Annotated in this window: 18 protein-coding genes, 1 tRNA gene and 1 pseudogene; 13 read left to right on the forward strand and 7 right to left on the reverse strand. The window is 63.5% G+C overall.

Annotated elements, in window-relative coordinates:
* Positions 1-79 precede the first annotated feature (79 nt).
* The 5 genes from purD to IWX75_RS02665 all read left to right on the forward strand — a co-directional run bounded on the left by purD (position 80) and on the right by IWX75_RS02665 (position 3,370).
* Complete coding sequence (gene purD / locus IWX75_RS02650; RefSeq protein ID WP_334684055.1) at positions 80-1,399, forward strand: phosphoribosylamine--glycine ligase; 1,320 nt, start codon at positions 80-82, stop codon at positions 1,397-1,399.
* Positions 1,396-2,307, forward strand: a complete 912-nt coding sequence (locus IWX75_RS02655; protein ID WP_196820678.1) for a phosphoribosylaminoimidazolesuccinocarboxamide synthase — start codon at positions 1,396-1,398, stop codon at positions 2,305-2,307. The genes purD and IWX75_RS02655 overlap by 4 nt, the downstream gene beginning before the upstream one ends.
* A 163-nt stretch (positions 2,308-2,470) precedes the next feature.
* A complete protein-coding gene (locus IWX75_RS02660) occupies positions 2,471-2,845 on the forward strand; it encodes a hypothetical protein (RefSeq protein ID WP_196820679.1) in 375 nt (124 codons plus the stop codon).
* 73 nt (positions 2,846-2,918) lie between these two features.
* A complete protein-coding gene (locus IWX75_RS17605; RefSeq protein WP_334684056.1) occupies positions 2,919-3,143 on the forward strand; it encodes a hypothetical protein in 225 nt (74 codons plus the stop codon).
* A 50-nt stretch (positions 3,144-3,193) separates the two neighbouring features.
* Positions 3,194-3,370, forward strand: a complete 177-nt coding sequence (locus IWX75_RS02665) for a YegP family protein (protein ID WP_196820680.1) — start codon at positions 3,194-3,196, stop codon at positions 3,368-3,370.
* Between the two features lie 98 nt (positions 3,371-3,468).
* Here the strand turns inward: IWX75_RS02665 and IWX75_RS02670 are convergent, their stop codons facing one another.
* Both IWX75_RS02670 and IWX75_RS02675 read right to left on the reverse strand, forming a co-directional pair.
* Positions 3,469-4,029 (reverse strand): dihydrofolate reductase family protein, encoded by a 561-nt coding sequence (locus IWX75_RS02670; RefSeq protein ID WP_196820681.1) that lies wholly within the window; start codon positions 4,027-4,029, stop codon positions 3,469-3,471.
* 641 nt (positions 4,030-4,670) lie between these two features.
* On the reverse strand, positions 4,671-5,456 hold the full coding sequence (locus IWX75_RS02675) for a DeoR/GlpR family DNA-binding transcription regulator (RefSeq protein ID WP_196820682.1): 786 nt from the start codon (positions 5,454-5,456) through the stop codon (positions 4,671-4,673).
* A 156-nt stretch (positions 5,457-5,612) separates the two neighbouring features.
* On the opposite strand from IWX75_RS02675, the gene IWX75_RS02680 reads away from it, so the two are divergent.
* The 8 genes and pseudogenes from IWX75_RS02680 to IWX75_RS17610 all read left to right on the forward strand — a co-directional run.
* Positions 5,613-6,689: an ABC transporter substrate-binding protein gene (locus IWX75_RS02680; protein WP_196820683.1), complete on the forward strand. Its 1,077-nt coding sequence runs from the start codon at positions 5,613-5,615 to the stop codon at positions 6,687-6,689.
* A gap of 10 nt (positions 6,690-6,699) precedes the next feature.
* The gene (locus tag IWX75_RS02685; RefSeq protein ID WP_196820684.1) at positions 6,700-7,530 is read left to right on the forward strand and encodes an ATP-binding cassette domain-containing protein; all 831 of its coding nucleotides are present in this window, start codon (positions 6,700-6,702) and stop codon (positions 7,528-7,530) included.
* Complete coding sequence (locus tag IWX75_RS02690) at positions 7,527-8,783, forward strand: sugar ABC transporter permease (protein WP_196820685.1); 1,257 nt, start codon at positions 7,527-7,529, stop codon at positions 8,781-8,783. Before IWX75_RS02685 ends, IWX75_RS02690 begins: the two co-directional genes overlap by 4 nt.
* 40 nt (positions 8,784-8,823) lie before the next feature.
* Positions 8,824-10,326, forward strand: a complete 1,503-nt coding sequence (locus tag IWX75_RS02695; protein WP_196820686.1) for an FGGY family carbohydrate kinase — start codon at positions 8,824-8,826, stop codon at positions 10,324-10,326.
* Positions 10,323-11,807, forward strand: a complete 1,485-nt coding sequence (locus IWX75_RS02700; RefSeq protein ID WP_196820687.1) for an FGGY-family carbohydrate kinase — start codon at positions 10,323-10,325, stop codon at positions 11,805-11,807. The genes IWX75_RS02695 and IWX75_RS02700 overlap by 4 nt, the downstream gene beginning before the upstream one ends.
* The gene (locus IWX75_RS02705; RefSeq protein WP_196820688.1) at positions 11,804-12,424 is read left to right on the forward strand and encodes a histidine phosphatase family protein; all 621 of its coding nucleotides are present in this window, start codon (positions 11,804-11,806) and stop codon (positions 12,422-12,424) included. The genes IWX75_RS02700 and IWX75_RS02705 overlap by 4 nt, the downstream gene beginning before the upstream one ends.
* Positions 12,425-12,448: 24 nt before the next feature.
* Positions 12,449-13,489, forward strand: a complete 1,041-nt coding sequence (locus IWX75_RS02710; RefSeq protein ID WP_196820689.1) for a 2-hydroxyacid dehydrogenase — start codon at positions 12,449-12,451, stop codon at positions 13,487-13,489.
* Between the two features lie 338 nt (positions 13,490-13,827).
* Positions 13,828-14,586: pseudogene (locus IWX75_RS17610) on the forward strand (integrase core domain-containing protein); the annotation flags it as partial.
* 91 nt (positions 14,587-14,677) lie between these two features.
* Here the strand turns inward: IWX75_RS17610 and IWX75_RS02725 are convergent.
* The 5 genes from IWX75_RS02725 to IWX75_RS02745 all read right to left on the reverse strand — a co-directional run bounded on the left by IWX75_RS02725 (position 14,678) and on the right by IWX75_RS02745 (position 21,551).
* Positions 14,678-15,718, reverse strand: a complete 1,041-nt coding sequence (locus IWX75_RS02725) for a M14 family zinc carboxypeptidase (protein WP_196820692.1) — start codon at positions 15,716-15,718, stop codon at positions 14,678-14,680.
* A gap of 447 nt (positions 15,719-16,165) precedes the next feature.
* Positions 16,166-17,338, reverse strand: a complete 1,173-nt coding sequence (locus tag IWX75_RS02730; RefSeq protein WP_196820693.1) for an ATP-binding protein — start codon at positions 17,336-17,338, stop codon at positions 16,166-16,168.
* 289 nt (positions 17,339-17,627) lie between these two features.
* A tRNA-Pro gene (locus IWX75_RS02735) sits at positions 17,628-17,704 on the reverse strand.
* 104 nt (positions 17,705-17,808) lie between these two features.
* Positions 17,809-19,683 (reverse strand): ABC transporter ATP-binding protein, encoded by a 1,875-nt coding sequence (locus IWX75_RS02740; protein WP_196820694.1) that lies wholly within the window; start codon positions 19,681-19,683, stop codon positions 17,809-17,811.
* Positions 19,680-21,551, reverse strand: coding sequence for an ABC transporter ATP-binding protein (locus IWX75_RS02745; protein WP_196820695.1), 1,872 nt, complete (start codon positions 21,549-21,551; stop codon positions 19,680-19,682). Before IWX75_RS02745 ends, IWX75_RS02740 begins: the two co-directional genes overlap by 4 nt.
* Positions 21,552-21,574: the final 23 nt, after the last annotated feature.

The raw sequence follows: 21,574 nt of genomic DNA on the forward strand, positions 1-21,574 counted from the left end.
TAACGGCTGGGTGACGCTCTCCCGTAACAGGGGCCGCGGGCTTCGCGGCAAGCGTGCACTCCCAGTACGCTGGTCGACTGTGAAGGTTCTCGTGATAGGCCCCGGCGGCCGCGAACACGCCCTTGTCCGTGCGCTGCTGACCGACCCTTTCGTCCGCGAAGTCCACGCCGCCCCCGGCAACGCGGGAATGGCGGCGATCGTGCCCACGCACGACGTCGACGCCAACGATCCCCTGGTCGTCACGGCCCTTGCCCGGCGGCTCGAATCGGACCTGGTGGTGATCGGGCCGGAGGCTCCGCTGGCGGCCGGGGTGGCGGACGCCCTCCGCGACGCCGGGATCCCCGTCTTCGGGCCCTCCCGCGCGGCGGCCCAGCTCGAGGCGTCGAAAGCCTTCGCCAAGCAGGTCATGGCGTCAGCGGGAGTTCCGACGGCGATGGCGATGGTGGCGACGACCACCGGGCAGGCCGAGGAAGCGCTGCGCACGTTCGGCGCGCCCTATGTGGTCAAGGATGACGGTCTGGCGGCCGGCAAGGGCGTGGTGGTCACCGAGGACCGTGCCGAGGCCCTCGCCCATGCCGAGGCCTGTTTCGCGGTGGGCGGCAGCGTGGTCATCGAGGAATACCTGGACGGCCCCGAGGTCTCACTGTTCGTCCTCTCCGACGGGCACCACGTCCTGCCGCTCGCCCCCGCGCAGGACTTCAAGCGCATCTCAGACGGCGACGCCGGCCCCAACACCGGCGGAATGGGCGCGTATTCGCCGCTCGACTGGGCGCCCGCCGGGCTGGTCGACGAGGTCATCGACCGGGTGGCCCAGCCCGTCATCGACGAGATGGCGCACCGCGGGACCCCGTTCATCGGGGTGCTGTACTGCGGACTTGCCCTGACCTCCCGCGGAACGCGTGTCATCGAGTTCAATGCGCGCTTCGGTGACCCGGAGACGCAGGCCGTGCTCGCCCGGCTGCGCACCCCGCTGGGTGGGGTGCTGCTGGCTGCCGCGCAGGGCGGACTCGAGAAGATCCAATCCCTCACCTGGTCCAGGCGCAGTGCGGTGGCCGTGGTGCTGGCGTCGGAGAATTACCCTGAAGCACCTGTCACCGGTGGGCGTATCCGCGGGCTCAAGAAAGCCGGCCGCCTGGAGGATGTCCAGGTGCTTCATGCCGGGACCGCAGTGGCGGACGACAGGGTGGTGAGTGCCGGTGGTCGGGTGCTCGCCGTCGTCGGGCTGGGGGATGATCTCGAAAGAGCTCGGAGTAAAGCCTATGAGGGGATGTCGTTGATCGAGCTCGAGGGCGGGCAGTTCCGCACCGATATCGCACTGAAGGCCCTGCGGGGTGAGGTTCGCGCTGCCGGCGCGCCTCCCGCTTCGGCTGCAGCTTTCCCGCAGGGCGCCGAGGCATGAGCACGCGTACGCCCTGGCTCCCCGCGCATCCCGAGCTTCCGGGATGGACCCACGTGTACTCGGGCAAGGTCCGCGACCTTTACGAACCGGCGGACGGGGGCGATTCCGATGTCGTGCTGGTGGTGGCGAGTGATCGCATCAGCGCCTACGATCACGTGCTTGCCACGGAAATCCCTGACAAAGGGCGCGTCCTCACCCAGTTGAGCCTGTGGTGGTTCGAGCACCTGGCAGGCGTTCCGAACCATGTACTGGGCTCCGACGCCGCAGCGGGAGTGCCGGAGGCTGTGGCGGGCCGGGCCATGATCTGCCGCAAGCTGGAGATGTATCCGATCGAGTGCATCGCGCGCGGCTACCTGACCGGGAGTGGGCTTATCGAGTACCGCGCGTCGGGCACCGTCTGTTCCCTGCCGCTGCCCGAGGGACTCGTGGACGGCTCGCGGCTCGAGCCGGCGCTGTTCACGCCGTCCGCGAAGGCCGAGGTGGGCGAGCATGACGAGAACATCAGCTACGACGCCGTCGTCATGGCTGTGGGCGACGACGCCGCGGACCAGCTGCGCTCGCTGACACTCGACATCTATGCACGGGCGGAGGTCATTGCCCGGGAGCGGGGGATCATACTCGCCGACACCAAGGTCGAATTCGGGCTCGATCCGCTCACCGGGCTCATCACGCTGGGCGACGAGGTCCTGACGCCGGATTCGTCGCGGTTCTGGGATGCCTCCCTCTACTCGCCGGGCCAGGCACAGCCGTCCTTCGACAAGCAGTTCGTGCGCGATTGGCTGACCTCTGACGCCTCGGGGTGGGACCGCTCGGCACCGCCGCCGCCACTGCCCGACGACGTCGTCGACCGTACGCGTGGCCGGTACGTCGAAGCGTATGAGCGACTGACGGGCCGGACGTTCGCCTAGCTCATGGGTTCGGGGCGGTAACTCGAACCCATGGGCGGCTGCCCAACACTCCTGGCAACCGTGGAGAATCATAAGAATGCCGAGTTTCCTTTCCTGATCATCTGATTTATGCTTTCCAGACGGCCTAGCAGCAGGCCACGCAACCACCATCTGTGGAGCTGACATGAAAAACCCTTCCCTTGTTTCCCACTGCCCGAATCCAGATTCCGTCGCTGAAAGCATGTTGTCGTGGGCGCCCTCACCGTGGGAGGCATCCGGCTTCGAATCAGCGGGCCGGGGAACGAAGACGTTTCCGGCAGACATCTCCGAGGTCTCCACCCGCCGACTTCGGGTCCTCTGCAACCGGATCTACGGGCTCCTGAACAGCGATCATCCGCCGCTGGAGGCGAGGGAACAGTACGAGGTACTCGTCGAGGAACTCGAATGCAGGAAAACCACCGCGAAAACACGGGTACGTAATCCTGTTGCCGCCCGGCAGCGGCGCCGCTTCGACCTCCTTCATGCGGCACACGCCCGCATCGGCCGAGCTGATGGGTAGGCGGGAAGCGGACCACTGCGGGTCCACCACCGACCCTGACCGGTTGCCGCACCGGTCACGGGGCGATGTGCGGATGCCGGTGGCCTCACCGGACTGCGCCAGTCTGCTGGAAGCGGTTGCGCGGGCCGTCCGAGAAGTGGCGCCCCTGGCGGATCAGGCCGATCTTGATTCGATCACTTCTGAGCTCGAAGCGCGGATCTGTGATTATTGGGGGGAGTATCACGGTATTACCTGCGCCGAAATGATCGCCACGGCGCGGGACGTGAAAGCCAGTGCAGTTCCAAGCATGAGTGAATAGCAACGGCGGATTCCCGGACGTTGGTCTGGAAATGGTGAGGAGAGTTCGAGATGGCAGGACGGTTCGAGATCTACCGGAATGACGGACAGTTCGTTTTTCGGCTGACCGGGGACGACGGCGCAACCCTGGTCACCAGCGAACCGTACGGTGACAAGGAAACCGCTATTGCCGGAATCAACGGGATCCGGGACTGCGCGTCGACGGCGCTCATCGCTGATCTCAGCTAGCGCAAGCTGCTCCGGGAATCACCACCTCCAGGCAATGCGGGCAACGGGCGGCAACGGATGCCTCCCGACTACCGGAGACCTACCTCCAAGAACGGTGGTCAGGGGGCGGTGGCGTACCGGAGGAACACGACGCCGTCCTCGAAGCGGTGTTGTTCCATCAGGGTGAGGTGCACGCGCGTGCCGGCGGGGAAGAAACGCAGGCCGCCGCCCACCGCGACCGGGCTGACGTAGAGCTGATATTCGTCCACGAGCCCGGCGCGGATCGCAAATTCAGCCAGGCAGGGCCCCGAGATGACGATGTCCTGGTCGAGTGTCGCTTTCATCTGCTGGATTTCTCGTAGGTCGAAGGTTCGTTTGATCTCGGTCCGAGCCGTTGGAGCAGAAACGAGGGTGGTCGAGTAGACGATCTTGTCTGCTGCCTGCCAGGTTCGTGCGAAATCGATGGTGAGTTGGTCCTGGCCGGGATTCTGGTCCGCTGTCTCCCACTCCATCATCTCCTCGTACATGCGCCTGCCGTAGAGATGCGTGCCGACTGACCGTTCCCGCCAAGTGAGATAGGCCAGGACATCATCGCCGGGAATGCTCCAGTCGTAGTTGCCCTCCGGGTCGGCCATGAAGCCGTCGAGGGACACAGTTCCTGAGCTGATCAACTTCGCCATTGATTCATTCCCCTGCTGGCTGGTACCCCCGTCAGCCCTGGTCGCTGAAGTTACAGTAGTTACTCTTGTTACTTCGGTAACTCTAACGGGTGTGGCCTTCGGGTACACAGGAGGGCTCCAGCCGAACGGCTGGAGCCCTCCTGTGTACGGGGGCCACGGGCATCGTCGGGGTGGCATTGGTCGCCGCCACTATCCTCGGGTCAAGGGACCCCCACAACCGGTCCAAGCCTGAGCGGCGGCTTGCCCGCGCATGCGCTCCAGGGGCAAGAAGACTAGGACGACCGTCTACAAGACCGGGCCGGTCTCGCAGATCCCGGATGGTTCCTTCTGCACCCCGGGCCTGTTGGTTGCGTCCGAGCTGATCGACTTCCAGGACTTCTTCGGCAGTGAGGGGGCCAGGTCGAGCCCGATTTGAAGCGTGCTAAACGTCTTGAGGTGGGAGTTCTTGCAGTTCCGTCTACTCCCGCTCTTAATCGTCGATAACCCAGATCATGTCGAGAGCGGCCCGGGAGCCAGGATGCATGCCCGTCCAGTTGCACCCTGGCTACTTTGGTAATTTCCCGTTGATGCCAAGTTTCGGTTGCCCTGCTCACCTCGCTACCTAGCCCTCACGGTGGGCGAGAGTTGGTTGCTCTTAGTGGTCACTTGGGAGCGATATGCACCTTGCATTGTTCGCGCAGCTCGGTCACCACGTCCAGCGGGACGTCGTCGGTGATGATGACGTCGGTGAAGTCGCTGACGGGTACGTAGTGATGGAGGGAAGTTCTTTTGATTTTGGAGCCGTCCATGAGGAGGACGCGTCGCGCACCCGCTTTCAGCATTGCTCGTTTCATGTACACGACGTCCTGCTCCTGGTGATACGTCATGCTGGTTCCCATCGTCGAAGTCGACTGAAAAACGACGTCGACGGCGTAGGAGGTCACAGAGGAATCGCTGGGGAGCCCGATGAACGAATCGTGGGTTCGGCTGTACTGGCCACCGATCATGATGAGCCGCACGTCGTCGTTTTCCCTGAACACCTCGAGGGCCTGCCGATAGTTGGTCAGGACCGTTAGCGGACCTTTGTCGTTCAGTAGTCGTGCAAGAGCCAACACCGTTGTGGAGTCATCGAGCATGACGGACATGCCGGCATCCACGAAGGTTTCGGCGACTCGGGCCAGAGCCTGTTTCGCGCCGGGCTCGATCTGCATCCTGATTTCGGAGCTGGCTTCAAAGACAGTGGAGGGAAGCGCAGACACTCCACCGGAGACCTTGCGGAGGATGCCCCGCCGCGCAAGATCGTCGATGTCGCGATGGATCGTCATCACACTGACTCCACACAGCGACGCCAACGTCGCTGCACTGGCAAATCCGGCTTCGACGACGTGACCGACGAGCGTGCGCTGACGCTCGATCCTTGGTCTGCGTGATGACGCTTCTGTGTTCACGGTCCTACTGCCTCACTGCCTCGTCTGATACACCAACACTATCGGACGAGAAAAACTATCACTGATAGTGATAGTTATCACACGTTTAATGTTACTGTTCGTCAGGCGCCGAGAGCGGTGCCGCCGCCCCCTAGCCAAACATGAAAGAGAATTCCAATGAAGAAGTTCTTGACTCGGGTTCCCCTTGTGCTCGCAACCTCCAGCTGTATGGTGATGACCATCGCGGGATGTGGGGGAGGTGAAGCTGCAGATGGTGGGGCAACAGGCGAAGCGAAGAGCATCGCGTTCCTCATGCCCGACAACGCGTCAACACGGTATGAATTGTTCGACCGGCCACTGTTCGAGGCAAGGATGAAGGAACTCTGCGCCGATTGCGAGGTCATTTACTCCAACGCCGACTCCAGCGCTTCCAAGCAGCAGGAACAGGCCAATTCCGCGATCGCTCAGGGAGTTGACGCGATCGTGATCGACCCCGTGGACTCGGCAGCCGCAGCAACGATCGTCAACTCCGCCCAGTCGCAGGACATCCCGATCATCGCCTATGACCGCCCCATCCCTGATATGCCGGCGGATTACTATGTGTCGTTCGACAACGAGGCCATCGGGGCGAAGATTGCTCAGTCCCTCGTTGATCACCTGACCGAGATCGGAGCAGAAGGGGGCCTCCTGCAGGTCAATGGTTCTCCGACCGATGCCGCGGCAGGGCTCATCAAGGAGGGCATCCACTCGTCCATCGATTCCAGCGACTTCGAGCTGTTGGCCGAATTCGACACTCCGGGTTGGGATCCTACCGAAGCGCAGAATTGGGTCAGCGGGCAGATCACCCAGTTCGGACCCGACATTGCCGGTGTCGTCGCGGCCAATGACGGAACAGCCGGCGGTGCGATCGCTGCCTTCAAGGCAGCGGGAGTCGCGGAGCTGCCTCCCGTGACCGGGAACGATGCCGAGCTCGCTGCGCTGCAGCGCATCGTCGCGGTAGATCAGTACAACACCATTTCCAAGCCCATCAAGACCGTCGCCGAAGCAGCAGCCGAGGTTGCCTACAGGTTCGCCAGCGGAGAGACCGTCGAGGGCAAGACAACCCTGTTCGACACCCCGTCAGAACTTTTCGAGCCGACTGTGGTGACTTTAGAGAACTTCAAGGAGGTCATCATCGATGGGGGAGTAGCCACCGTCGAGGAGATCTGCACGCCGACCTACGCGGCTGACTGCGCAGCCGCGGGCATCGAATAGGGGCCTGAACATGAGTGCTTCCACCCTCGCACCTACCAGGCAGTCCATACTCTCCCTCGAGGGAATCAGCAAATCCTTCGGCGCCGTCGCGGCCCTGACTGACATCGACCTTGAGGTGGCCGCCGGTGAGGTCGTAGCCATTGTGGGCGACAACGGGGCCGGCAAGTCCACCCTCGTGAAAGTCCTCTCAGGGGTACATTCGCCGAACTCCGGACGGATCACGTTCGAGGACAGGCCCCAGACTATCCCCACTCCCATGGCTGCGTTGAACCTTGGCATCGCCACGGTGTTCCAGGATCTTGCCCTGTGCGACAACCTGAACGTCATCAACAACCTCTTCCTCGGCCGGGAGCTGTCCAAGTTCCGGCTCAACGAAGTAGAAATGGAAACGAGATCCTGGGAACTGCTCAAACAGCTGTCCGCCAAGATCCCGTCCCTGCATACTCCTATCGCGTCCCTGTCCGGCGGCCAGCGGCAGACGGTCGCCATCGCCCGGTCCCTGCTCGGCAATCCGAAAGTCATCATCCTTGACGAACCAACCGCCGCCCTGGGAGTCGCCCAGACCGCCGAAGTGCTGAACCTCGTTGAGCGCCTTCGTGACCGCGGGCTCGGGGTCATCATGATCAGCCACAACATGGCAGACGTGAAGGCCGTCGCGGACCGCGTTGCCGTTCTCCGCCTCGGCAGGAACAACGGGACCTTCCGGGTCGCCGACGTCTCCACGGAAGATGTCATCGCGGCCATCACCGGCGCCACGGATAACGTTGTCGCCCGTCGGTCGGCCTCCCGGATCCAGGACCCGGCACCGCAGCCCCCACTCACCCAGGAAGCACAGTCATGAAGACAAGCACCGCACCCAGTGCACCAGCGCCGACCCTTGACCGCCAGGATGAACGACTACGCAACTCGACAGGTATCAGGGGAACCATCGACGGAGCCCTCGACCGCGTCAAGTCCGGAGACCTCGGCGTACTTCCCGTCATCGCAGGACTGGCCATCATCTGGACTATCTTGCAGATCCTCAACCCGATATTCCTCTCCAGTTCCAACTTGGTGAACCTCGCCATGGAAAGCGCGGCCGTGGGCGTCATCGCCCTCGGAATCGTCTGTGTACTCCTGCTAGGGCAGATCGACCTGTCCGTCGGTTCCGTCAGCGGCCTCTCCGCAGCACTCGTCACGGTCACCTTCGTCAACCAGGGCTGGAACGTCTGGCTGTCAGTTGGCGCCGCGGTACTGATGGGCATGATCATCGGTTGGTTCTATGGCCAGATCTTCAACCGCTTCGGTGTCCCTGCCTTCGTCATCACCCTCGCCGGTCTGCTCGGCTTCCTTGGCCTGCAACTTTACGTCCTCGGCCCCATCGGCTCCATCAACCTTCCCTTCGATTCCACCCTCGTCTACTTCGCACAGCTGGCTTTCGTCCCCGACTGGTTGTCCTACGTGCTGGTCGTTGGCGCAGCCGCTGCCCTCTTTCTCACCGACCTGCGGCATGCACGTGCTCGCCATTCCGCCGGTCTGTCCAGCCGGTCGCTGAGCGGCAGCGCACTGCGCGCAGCCGGTCTGCTGGTGGTCGCCGGGCTCGTTGTCTGGTACCTCAACCAAACCCGTGGCGTGGGCTGGATGTTCGTGTTCTTCCTGGCACTCGTACTGGCTATGAACTACGCCCTCACCCGCACCAGATGGGGCCGCTCCATGTTCGCCGTCGGAGGTAATGCGGAAGCGGCCCGCCGAGCCGGCATCAACGTCAAAGCCGTGTACACCTCGGCGTTCGTGGCCTGCACCACACTCGCCGCTGTCGGTGGAATTCTTGCAGCCTCACGCCTCGCAGCGGCGAACCAGAGCAGCGGAGGAGGAGATGTGAACCTCAACGCCATCGCCGCTGCCGTCATCGGTGGAACCAGCCTCTTCGGTGGGCGTGGCAGTGCCTTCGCCGCGCTGCTGGGTATCATCGTCATCCAGTCCATCTCCAGCGGGCTGACCCTGCTGAGCCTCGACTCCTCCTTCCGTTTCATGGTGACCGGCGCCGTGCTCCTGCTCGCCGTCACACTGGATTCGGTATCGCGCAGGTCGCGCTCATCCCACGGCAAGGCATGACACCCACACCCCGTCCAGCCCACTCAACGAGGAGTACGCAATGGCAGCAATAGCCGTCGACGCCGGCACCACCATGATCAAGGCCGTCGGCTACGACGACGACGGACGGGAAGCGACCGTCGTGCGCCTGCCGACCACCGTCAACAGACCCCGCCCGGGGTGGGCGGAACAGGATATGTGCGCTGTCTGGGACGCCGTATCGCAGAGCATCAGGAACGTTGCAGCCCAGCTGCCGACCCCCGTCCATTTCCTTGCAATTACCGGTCAGGGCGATGGTAGCTGGCTCATCGATGAGGATGGCGAACCGACAGGTCCTGCCATCCTCTGGAACGACGGACGGGCCGGTGACATCGTCGAGGCCTGGCGGGAGGCAGGAACACTGGGGCGCACCTTCACCAGTAATGGATCGCTGACCTTCGCCGGACTGCCGAACGCCATCCTGACCTGGCTCGGGAAGCACGAACCCGACCGGCTGAAAGCGTCAACCTCGTCCCTCACCTGTGACGGCTGGCTGTACTTCAAACTGACGGGAACCCGTGCGGTCGACAGCTCCGACGGCGCAGCACCCTTCATGGACATCCGCACCCGCCAGTACTCCGCAGAAACCTTCGAGGCGTACGCGATGCCATGGGCGAAGAACGTGATGCCCACCATCATCACCGACGCAGATCGTGCCCGTCCCTTGAGTGCAGAAGCGGCATCCGTCGTCGGTCTTCCACCAGGAACCCCGGTGGTCATGGCGTCCTACGACATCGCAGCAACCTCCATTGGAGCCGGGGCCGTCCTCACCGGTCAGGCGTGCAGCATCCTTGGAACGACCCTGTGCACTGAAGTGGTCACCGACCGCATCGACACCACGGGAGAGCCGGCAGGACTGACCGTCGGGCTTGGCATCGAGGGTCGCTACCTCCGTGCGTTGCCCACCCTGGCCGGCGGAGAAGTCATTCAGTGGGCCTGCTCCACGCTCAACTGCAGCACACCGGCCGAGTTCACAGAGCTTGCCTCCCGCAGCCCCCGCGGCGCGAACAGCCTCACCTTCCACCCCTACCTCTCCCCGGCGGGGGAGCGCGCCCCATTCCTCGACGCCACCGCGCGCGGCAGCTTCCTCGGCCTGACGCTCGAACACAGGCGCGAGGACCTCGCCCGCGCAGTCCTGGAGGGACTGACCTTCGTCATCCGGGACTGCCTCGAGGCAGCCGGTCCCACACCCACCGAACTGCGGGTTTGCGGCGGCGGCGCCGACAACGCCCTGTGGCTTCAGCTGATCGCCGACATGACCGGGGTGCCCGTGCGGAAACTAGCCGATACGGAAGTCGGCGCCCGAGGCGCATATCTGCTCGGCCTTACCGCCGTCGGGTCAGAACCGGACATCGAGGCAGCAGTCGCCGCCCACGTGCGGATCAGCACGAATTTCGAACCGGCAGCGGATGCTGCACAGTTCTACGACCGGCTCTACCGGAACTTCCTGGAACTGCGTGACATCACGCGCCTCACCTGGCCCCTACTGGCGCGGATGCGTGCCGAACCGCAGGGGACCCCATGACGGGCGCAACTGTCGACGCCTGGCTCGGCATCGATCTCGGAACGCAGAGCGTACGGGCCCTCGCGGTGACCGGCGACGGCACGATCCTGGCCACCGCCTCGGCGCCGCTAAGCAGTTCCCGTGACGGGAACCGCCACGAACAGGATCCCGAACACTGGTGGCAAGCCACAACGGCCGCCATCCGGCACGTCCTCGCCTCCACCGACACCGTGATCCGCGGCATCTCGGTCGACGGCACCTCCGGCACCATTCTGCTGGCCGATGCCACAGGAACGCCACTGACCCAGGGCTTGATGTACGACGACGGACGTGCCGCCGACGTCCTCCCACATGTCAATGAGGCAGGCCATGATCTCTGGACAAGGCTCGGGTACCGGCGGATGCAGGCCACGTGGGCCCTGCCGAAACTCGCATGGCTGCAGGCGAACCATCCCGACATCGTGAGAGCCCCCGGAACCCGCCTGATGCACCAGAGCGACTTCATCAACAGCCGTCTCGCGGGGCAGTTGATCGCATCCGACCTCAGCAGTGCGCTGAAGACCGGCGCAGACCTCATCAACGAAACCTGGGAGGCAACCGTAGTCGAAGCTTTGTCGATCCCACCCCAAATACTCCCTCCCCTTGTCAGGTCCGGCACGCATCTGGCCGTGGTCGGACCGGACGCTGCGGAACAGACCGGCCTGACGCGCGGAACGCCGATCGTGGCCGGAGCGACAGATGGATGTGCCGCCCAGCTGGGCGCAGGAGCACTGACGCCTGGTGACTGGAACTCCGTCGTCGGGACGACGCTGGTCCTCAAGGGTGTGTCCGCATCCATCATCGAAGACCCTCTTGGCGTCGTGTATTCCCATAAAGGCCCCGACGGCCAGTGGCTTCCCGGCGGCGCCTCGAGCTCGGGGGCCGGGGTCATCAGCCGCGACTTCCCCGACGGTGATCTGGCTCGCCTTGAACGCGCAGCCCGAGCGTTTCATCCAGGTGCCACAACCACCTATCCACTGGTCTCCAACGGAGAGCGATTCCCCTTCAATGCCCCCGAAGCCCAAGGGTTCACCCTCGGTAAGCCCACCAGTGAAGCAGAACGCTACGCAGCTGTCCTTCAGGGCCTGGCATTCGTGGAACGGCTGTGCTTCGACTACCTCGACTACCTTGGCGCGGACACCTCGGGCCGGTTGCTGCTCACCGGTGGGGCAACGAAGAGTGCCTACTGGTCCCAGCTACGGGCCGACGTGCTCGGCCGAGACGTTCACCTGCCCGAGAACGCAGAACCGGCCCTGGGCGCCGCGGTCCTCGCGGCCGCGGGAACATCAGGGCGCCCTACCGCAGAGATCGCCGACCGTATGGTGCGGGTCTCGACAACCATCACACCGCGAAGTGACTACATTGACCGCTTCGGCGCACCTTATCTGAGTTTTCTGGCGTCACTCCGAGACCGCGGGTGGCTCCAGAACGACGTCGCGGCCCATGCGAGGAGAAATCTATGACCACCTTCTTCCTAACCCGTCACGGAGAAACCGTCTGGCACGCCGAGAACCGCTATGCCGGGCTCACGGACGTAGCGCTCACCCCGCGTGGGCTAGAACAGGGTGACCAGCTGGCTGCGTGGGCCGCGACCGCGTCCCTGACCGGCATCTGGTCCTCCACCCTCAGCCGGGCCGAACTCACAGCACGGAAAGCGGCAACCGCTGCAAGCCTTCCCCTGACTACCGACGCACGGTTCCGCGAGCTCGACTTCGGCCAGGGCGAGGGGCTGACCAAGGCAGAGATGAAGGAGCGATTCCCTGCCTCCCTGAACGCGTTCCAGGACGATCCCGTGACCCATCATCTTCCCGGTGGTGAGCACCCAGCCCACGCAGCGTCCCGATTCTGCCAGGCACTGGACGCACTCGGTGCCGCTTCCCCCGATGGGCGCTTCCTTGTCGTCGCCCATTCCACCGTCCTCCGGCTCGTCCTCTGTACATATCTGGGCATTCAGACGTCCAACTACCGACGGGTCTTCCCCGCACTGAAAAATTGCTCGCTCACAGAACTCACGATGGGCGATGGGCAAACCGCCCTCATGACATACAACGCTGACGCCACAGCTAACCACACCCCCTGAATCTTCGAACCGAAGGACAATCCCATGAATACGCGCATCCTGGCTGCAGGCGACCACTTCGTGACCACAGACCTGCTCATCGACGCGATCCGCCGACAGGTACCGGAAAACATTTCCTTCACGCAGCTCACGCTTCCCTGGCCAGTACAGCCCTTCGGCCGCGTCGGGGAAGTAGACGAAGCATCCGGCACAGAGAACGAGCTGATCAGTGCGCTACAAGGAGTCGAGATCTGCGTGACCCAGATGGCGCCGTTGACCGAAAAAGTACTCACAGCCTGTCCCGACCTTCGGCTCTTCAGCATCGGCAGGGGAGGCCCCGTCAACGCCAACCTTGAAGCAGCGTCCCGCCACGGAGTAGCAGTAACCTACGCCCCAGGACGGAACTCCACCGCGACCGCCGAACACACGGTTGCGATGATGCTCGCCGCCGCGCGACGCATTCCCGCCACTCACGGAGACCTCCTCAGTGGTCAGTGGCGCGGGGACTACTACATGTACGACAGCGTTGGCCCTGAACTTGAAGGAAGCACAGTAGGTCTGGTCGGCTATGGAGCCATCGGCCGGAAAGTGGCCCGCATCCTCGGAGGCTTCGGCGCGAACGTCCTCGTGCACGACCCATATGTGAGCCAGGAAGATCTCGGCGCCGGCGCGCTCCTCGTGGATCTGCCCGACCTACTCAAACAGTCCCGCATCGTTTCCCTTCACGCCCGGGTCACCAAGGAAACCACCGGCATGATAGGAGCGAGGCAAATTGCGATCATGCCATCAGGCTCAATTCTCGTCAATTGCGCGCGCGGAGCCCTTCTCAACTATGACGCCGCGCTGGACGCCCTCGAATCAGGCCAGCTCTTCGGCGCTGCCTTCGACGTGTTCCCCGAAGAACCCATCCCCAGTACCTCACGGCTCCTCACCACACCAGGAGTCATCATGACCCCACACCTCGCAGGTTCCAGCAAAGAGACAGCCCAAAACGCCGCAGCAATTACCGCGTCGGAAGTAGGTCGGTACCTTCGGGGTGAAGAGCTACACCACAGCGCTAACCCGATCACCGCAGCGGTTCAGTAGAGGGATTGAGGTTTCGGTTATCTGATCGGTCTGTGGATACGGGAAGAAAAGGCCCACAGAGTCACAGAGAATCGGGGATCGGAAGCACGTACAAGTCAGGGTTTTGCCTACCGATCACCAAAGTTCTGTCAGGTGGGACGGGTTCAAGACCCAGTAGGCGCGGGGCAGAAGCCTTTTCGTCCCAATCATCTCTGGACGAGCGAGGAAGGACGCCGATGAATCGAACGAGGGTGACATTGTGCCTCCACTCGCGCCGAATCTTTCTGAAGACTACGCCGCGGCGCTCTCGGCTCTGAAGAACCTCGTCCGGGATGCTCAATACCGTGTACAACGAGTCAGCGCACCTGACGAATCTCGCCCGCGACATCCACCACGACGACCCGACATTCGGGTACTGGTTCATCTCGGATGAGATCGCCGACCACGGGGTGTCAGCGTCCGAGCGGCGAGTCTGGCGCATCTCCTCCCAGCAGCGTCTGTGGTCGCTGCACGCCAAGAAACGCGGACTTACCAGGAAAGCCGGTCCTCCCGTGCACGATGACCTTGTCCTACGTCAGATCCGCGTCGACCGCCCGAACCAGCTGTGGCTTACAGACATCACGGAGCACCGGACCGACGCCGGCAAGCTCTACCTCTGCGCGATCAAGGACGTCCACTTCAAGCGCATCGTCGGCCGACCAGGCGAAACACTCTGCCCCCGATAAGCCCGCACTCGTTTCTGCTCGTCACTCATACCCATCGAATACCTCACCCTGTAGGCGTTGCGACGACCGGTTGAATACGGCCAATTCCGGTCGAAGGTTTTCGTGCTGACGCTGAGGAGCAGGGGGCTGACCGGGTCGATGGGGCGGGTCCGCGCCTGCGGTGACAACGCCGCAATGGAATCGTTCTTCTCCCTCCTGCAGAAGAACGTCCTCGACCGGCAGAGATGGTCAACAAAGGAGGAACTACGGCTCGCCATCGTGACCTGGATCGAGCGGACGTACCACCGCAAGCGCCGCCAGCGGGCACTGGGCCGGATGACCCTGGTCGAATTCGAGATATTAGGACAAGCCGCGAAGGCAACCCAAACCCAGCAACACTCAACTGGAAACTGAACCTTCAGCAGTCCCGGTTTTTAGGTTCGGGGGGGGGGTTGCTGGCGGACGAGGTATTCCCTGTGCCCACCAGCAACCGATCACGCTGCGCCTACTCTGAGGTGCGTGTGGTTTGCTCTGCGAGGGTGTCCCAAAAGGACGTGTCAGCTGTGGCGATCGAGCCGTCCGCGATGGCACGAGCCGTCGCATCGAGGGTGACAACGGTCTGCTTGATCAGGTAACCGTTGCTTTTTTGGCCCAGCACTGCGGATTCCCTGGTGTTGTCGGACATTCCGCGCATTTCGAACAGGAGCGTCGAAATGCCGTACTCCACGGCGATGCCGTTGCGGCTGATGGTCTCGGCATCCCCGCCGACGTACCGGCCCAGGTGACCCCACCCGGTGGAGTCCACGGCGTCGAACACCACGGAACCCAGTCGCTTGGATCCTTCGAGCACAGCCGGGTCGACATTAGGCGTGGTGGGGTAGAGGATCGAGCCCGACACCAGTTCGCCGTCCCTTTCGCTCTGTGTGCCCTGGTGATGGAGATCGATCATGTAATCGATGTCGTAGGCACGCATCACGTTGTCGTGGAGCGCCTTCGTTTCTGGCTGAAGCTTGGTCACGTGGTCCCGGTTGAGGTCCACGTTGTTCGCATTGGCCCGCGTCAACGTCCTGCCGCCGTCTGCGATGTAGCCATCCAGGGGGAAGTCGACATCTCCCATGGCGCCGTCGGGATTGAGCATGGGCACCACCAGGATGTTCACACCGTCAAGCACTTCCTGGGACTTGCCCGTCCCCAGGTGCTTGATGAACTCCAGCGCCCCTTCCGTAGTCAGCTGCTCGTTGCCGTGCTGTTGGGTCAGATAAAGGATGGTGGGGTTGTCCGGGTCGCTGATGTACTTCGCCAGGTAGAGGTCGCGGCCCTTGACCGATTGCCCGATCACTTCGAGCTCCAGTGCGGACTGGCGGGCGTCCTGCTTCTTCAGCTCAGCCGCCACCTCATCATAGGAGCGCAGGATCGACGTATTGATGGTCTCGTTGCCGCCGTAGTTGGGGCCCTCGCCCACAGCGAAAGCCGGAGCTGCAGCAGTAGCACCTGTTGTGAGTAGGACGGCCAGCGAGAGTGCAGCGAATTTCCTGGGTGTCGTCAAAATGTTCCTCCAAAGAGTGGATGCGATGCCCTGAGTCAAGCGCCACTTGTTGCTTGTGTCAAGCAATTACCTGATCTGATCCAGTAACCCCACGAGATGTCCACAAACTGACACTTTTTCATCTCAATCAATGCGCGGCAGGGAACCGTCGACGGAGGCCCGACAGCGGCGATCACGCACTGACATTGCTAACGGTAAGAGGACTGGAGGATCAAAGTGGCTTCCCGCCCATCCTGTACATGCAACAGTTTTGACATCGAACTTGACGCCGCTGGTGGGTACGCAACTACCGACACAATTAGTTGGTCGACAACCGACGTTCTGTCAGGTTCTTCGTGTTGAAGGCTCCATATACATCATCGCCCGGTAGTTGCGCCACAGGTTGTGGCGCATCCGGGAATTGCTTTCTACATGACACTGCGGGCGGGCCGATTGTCGCCCGGAAAGTCAGTCTTGCTGCTGCCGAAGGATGAAACCGGACATCCCTGGGACGGTGAAGGCGACTCGTCCGTACTCGGGTGAGTAGATGATGCCCTTGTTGATCAGTTGCGCTCGAGCGGGGCCGAGGGCGGTTACTTTGACGCCGACTCGCTCGGCAACTTGGCTGGTACTGGATCCGGTGTCACCATCGTGTGCCATCGCTCTGAGATAGCCGCGTTCCTTGCGTGTTGCGCGTCCCCAACGGGAGGAGAAGAAGCCGGCGTCGAGTTGGCTCCGACCGATGGACACTGCCACCTCGGCGTCTTCCTCGGTGAAGGGTGAACTGGGAGCTGCGTCCCAGATTGCCTTGCCGAACTCCTGGATGAAGTAGGGGTACCGTCCGGAGGCATCAAGCAGGACGGTCAGTGCGTCCTGGGAGAATTCCGCCCCCATCTCTTTCGCCGGCCGCGTCAGGGCATACTGCGCATCTGCGTCAGCGAGGGGGCCGATCGTGCGGTAGGTAAAGAGTCTTTCGGCGTAGGTCCGGGCTTCACTGAGCGTGGTCGGAAGGTCGGGTAGGCCGGCACCGATGATGTAGAACGGCCATCCGCGTTGGCCTGCTGCATGCTGGACGGTGATGAGCGCGGTAAGCAGTTCCTGGTCGAGGTCCTGCATCTCATCGATGAAAATCGCGAAGGCACTTCTGTCCGTCTTGAGGGCAATTGAGACGTCCTCGACAAGCTCCTCAAGGTCGATGTCGATGGTGCCGGAGTTGGCCCGGTTGGAGGTCATGCTGATATCAGCTTTGATTCCAGGAACACCCAAGGCGAGGTTGAAGGATTGGATTGTCCCGAAAGCCTCTCGTAATCGGTCCTTGCTGGAAGGCCCGTTGTATCGGCGGGCCGCGGAGGTGAGTTCCCGTGCAAACTTCTCGCGAACCTCGGTGAAACCCTGTGCCTCGGGCTTGCCCTCGAGCCAAATGGTGAACCAGCCGTGGTTGTCTGCGTGGGCCCGAAGATAGTTGAGAAGGACAGTCTTGCCGACACCCCGAAGCCCCGACAGCACCATTCCACGGTTCGGCAGATCCCGTTTGGTTCGCGCGACGATGAGGTCGAACGCGTCGATTTCCTGCTGCCGACCTCCCATGACGCGCGGCGGTAGCCCGGATCCGGGGTTGTATGGGTTCAGTTCCAGAAGCATGTACAGAAATCTACATGCTTCTAAGAAATATTTTATAACTACTCAGAACTTTGTAGTACTACTGTAAGCAGCGTAGCCGTGTAGCTGCAGGTCCCCGGCGCGGGAGTGTTGATGCCGGGACTGGGTGGCGAGCACGCCGCCCTCCACATCGATCCACCGGAACCCGTTCCTCGCGGGGCGGGTGTGGGGAGGGTCCTTCTCGAGGAACGTACTCGTCTTGCCGTTGGCCTTGATCTGCGCCGCTTCGGCACCGTCTGTGCCGTGACGCGGCGCGCCAACTCCTCATACATGGTCGGGGTGACAGGAATTGAACCTGCGACCTCGTCGTCCCGAACGACGCGCGCTACCAAGCTGCGCCACACCCCGATTGCCCGCCTCAACGCCGGCCGAAACCAACGCTTGAGGCAACCCCTCAAGGATAGCCGAGGTAGCGGACGCAAGCGAAACCGCTCCTGGAACCGGATGGGCGCCTATACGAGGGAATCCTTCCACGCTGCATGCAGCGTCGCGAAACGGCCCGTCCCGCCGATGAGGTCTTCCGGAGTGCCGTCCTCCACCACCTCGCCGTCGTGCACCACCAGCACGCGGTCGGCGATCGCGACCGTGGACAGCCGGTGCGCGATGATCAGGGCGGTGCGCTCGCCAAGCAGCTTCTGCAGTCCCTGCTGCACGAGGCGTTCGCTCGGGATATCGAGCGACGACGTCGCTTCGTCGAGGATCAGCACGGCAGGATCGGCGAGGAACGCACGCGCGAAGCTGATGAGCTGGCGCTGCCCCGAAGACACCCTGCCGCCCCGCTTGTTGACGTCGGTGTCGTAGCCCTCCGGAAGCTCGAGGATGAACTCCTCGGCGCCTACCGCACGGGCGGCGGACTCGATCTCGTCCCGGGTCGCTTCCGGCTTGCCCAGGGCGATGTTGTCGGCAACCGATCCGCTGAAGAGGAATGCCTCCTGCGTCACCATGACGACGGCGCGCCGCAGGTCCTTCTGGTCGAGGTCCCGGAGGTCCACGCCATCGAGTGTGAGGCGGCCCTCGGACACGTCGTAGAAGCGGGCGATGAGCTTGGCGAGCGTCGACTTCCCCGCTCCCGTCTGCCCTACGAGCGCCACTGTCTGGCCGGCGGGAATGTCGAGGCTCAGGGGCGGAATGACCTGTGGCCCGTTGCCGTAGCGGAAGCCGACGTCGTGGAATCCGACGGCGCCGCGGGGATTGGCCAGCGCCACGGGATTCTTCGGCGGCCGTACGGTGGGAACCTCCTCGAGGAGGCCCGATACCTTCTCCAGTGCAGCCGACGCTGACTGGAACGAGTTGTAGAACATGGCCATCTGGTCCACGGGCTGGAAGAACCGCTTGCTGTAGAGCAGGAGCGCGAGGAGGGCACCCACCTCCAGGGAGCCGCCCAGGACGCGGAAGCCTCCTACCAGCAGCACGACTGCGACGGTGACGTTGCCGATCAGCACGAGGCCCGGCTGGAAGATGCCGTTCAGGTTGATCGAACGAACCGTCACCTTCCGGTAATCCTCGGCGAGCTCCTCATACCGCTCGGCGTTGACTCCCTCGCGCCGGAACGCCTTGACGGCGCGGATGCCGGTCATCGTCTCGATGAAGTGGACGATCAGCCTGGCGGAGACCACCCGGGACGCGCGGAAGGCAAGCTGTGAGTGCCGCTGGTACCAGCGTGCGAGGAAGAACATCGGCACGGCGGCGGCCAGGATCAGTAGGCCGGTGCGCCAGTCGAGCGCGAAGATCGTGACGGCGGTGAACAGCATGAACATGGCGCCGGACGCGAGTGCGCTGATGCCTGAATCGAGCAGTTCACGGAGTGCTTCGAGGTCGGAAGTCTGGCGCGCGATGATGCGGCCCGAGGTGTACTTCTCGTGGAACTCAAGGCTGAGGCGCTGGGTATGCCGGAAGACGCGCAGGCGAAGATCCAGCAGCATGGCCTGACTCAACTGCGCTGTCGCCCGCACGTAACCCGCCGTCAGGACCGAGGCCAGGATCGCCGCGACGAGGTAAGCTCCGCCGGCCATCCACAGCTGGAACGGGTCACCGGCGATGAGCGAGGGCAGAGCATTATCGATGCCGAACGCGATGATGGCAGGGCCCGCAACACGGGCAGCCTGCGAGATCACCACGAGCAGCACCGTCCAGATGAACTGGCGCCGGTTCGGGCGGATCAGCGAGCCGAGCAGCCGGAAGGAACGCGACCGCACCGACCTGCTCTGGGCCTTGCTGAGGACGACGTCGTCCTCATTGTGCACACCGGCCGACGTTGCGCCGTGCTGCTCCTGTGCCGGTTCGCGTGCCGGCTCCCCAGGCGGCCGGCCCGTCGTCGTCCGGCTCATGCCAGCGCCTCCTCATCGTTCCGGGCGGACCCGCTTCGAACGGACCCATCCCGCCCGCTTTCATCCAGCCCAGTGTCTTCGAGCGCCGTGTCGAGATCCACCGGATGTCCGTCGAGGCTTGCAATGACGTAGCGGTAGTGACTGCTCCGGGCGAGCAGCTCGTGGTGTGTCCCGACGTCGGCGATGCGTCCGTCCCGCATCAGCGCGACGCGGTCCGCGAGGGCCACGGTGGAGGGCCGGTGCGCGACGATCAGGGTGGTGGTGCCGTGCAGCACCTCACGCAGGCGCTCCTCAACCAGTTCCTCGGTGTTGACGTCGAGGGCTGAGAGCGGATCGTCGAGCACGAGAACCTGAGGTTTGGCCGCGATGGCGCGGGCCAGGGCGATCCGCTGCCGCTGGCCACCCGAAAGGCTCAGCCCCTCCTCGCCGATAAGGGTGTCGAGGCCCTGGGGGAGGGAGTACGCGAAGTGGGCCTGAGCGACGTCGAGCGCCTCCTCCACGGCGCGCTCCGCTTCGGCTCCGGGGGCCGCCCTCGAACCCATGAGGACGTTCTCGCGCACCGAGTTCGAGAACAGTATGGTGTCCTCGAAGGCGACGGCCACATGCGTGCGGAGGTCATCGAGGGAGACGAGCCGGAGGTCGGTGCCGTCGATCCTGATGCCGCCGCCCGTGACGTCGTACAGGCGCGGAAGGAGCTGCAGCAGGGTGCTCTTGCCGCAGCCCGTGACGCCCACGAGCGCCATCGTTTCGCCCGCTTCAAGCCGCAGGTCGACTCCGTCCAGCACGTCCCTGGTGCCCTCCGGGGAGTCCGGGTACCGGAAGTGCACATCGTCGAGGACCACCTCGCCGCGCGCCCGATCCAGCCGCAGCGGCTCGGCGGGGCTGGTGATGGTGTTCTCGGCCTCCATGACCTCGTAATGGCGGTCGATGGCGGTCTTCGCGGCGAAGGTCATGGCGAGCAGTGGGCCGATGAACTCGACGGGACCGGCAACGACGGCGGCGGTTGCGAAGAACGCGACCAGAGCGCCAATGCTCACCTCGCCGCTCGCCGCGAGGATCACGCCCACCACGAGGGACGCACCCAGTGCGAGTTCCGGAAGCAGCGTCACGATCATGGAGAAGTTCGCCAGCGATTTCGCCTTGTGGATCTCCGTCTGGCGCAGTTCCTCGGCCTGTTCCTCGAAATCGTCCAGGGCCTCGCGGCTGCGCCCGAACGCCTTGAGCACGCGGATCCCGTGGACCGATTCCTCCACCGTGGTGGCGAGGTCGCCGGCCTGGTCCTGGCTTTTCCGTGACACCCGGCTGTACGAGGTGCGGAAGCGGAAACCGTAGATCATGAGCGGCAGGGCAGCGCCGAGGAAGATGAGGGCGAGGGCCCAGCTGGTCAGGAACATCACGACGACGCCGATTACCACCGTCAATGACGTCACCACGAGCATGATGAGACCGAAGGCCATCCACCGCCGCATCAGGTTGAGGTCGGTCATCGCCCGTGAGAGCAACTGGCCGCTTCCCCAGCGGTCATGGAATTCGAGCGTGAGGTTCTGGAGGTGCCGGTAGAACGAGGTCCGCATGTTCGTCTCGACCGTGGTTGCGGGCGTGATGACGAAATGGCGGCGCAGGGCCACGAAGGTGGCTTCGAGTATTCCAAGGAGGAGCACCACTCCCGAAGCGATCCAGACGGTGGATCCCGCCCCGCCGGCAGCGAGGGCGTCGTTGATCAGGACCCGGAAGACCTGGGGAATCGCGAGTGCCATGAGGCTCGCACCGAGCGCACAGAGGAGCCCGAGCAGGAGCCTCGGGAGAATGGGCTTCACGTGCGGGTACAGGCGGGCGAGCGATTCCCGGAGCGTAGTTTGCTTCGTCATGCCATCTCTTCAAGCGGTCGATG

This window comes from Arthrobacter sp. CAN_A6 (genome assembly GCF_015751715.1).
Classification (GTDB): domain Bacteria; phylum Actinomycetota; class Actinomycetes; order Actinomycetales; family Micrococcaceae; genus Arthrobacter_D.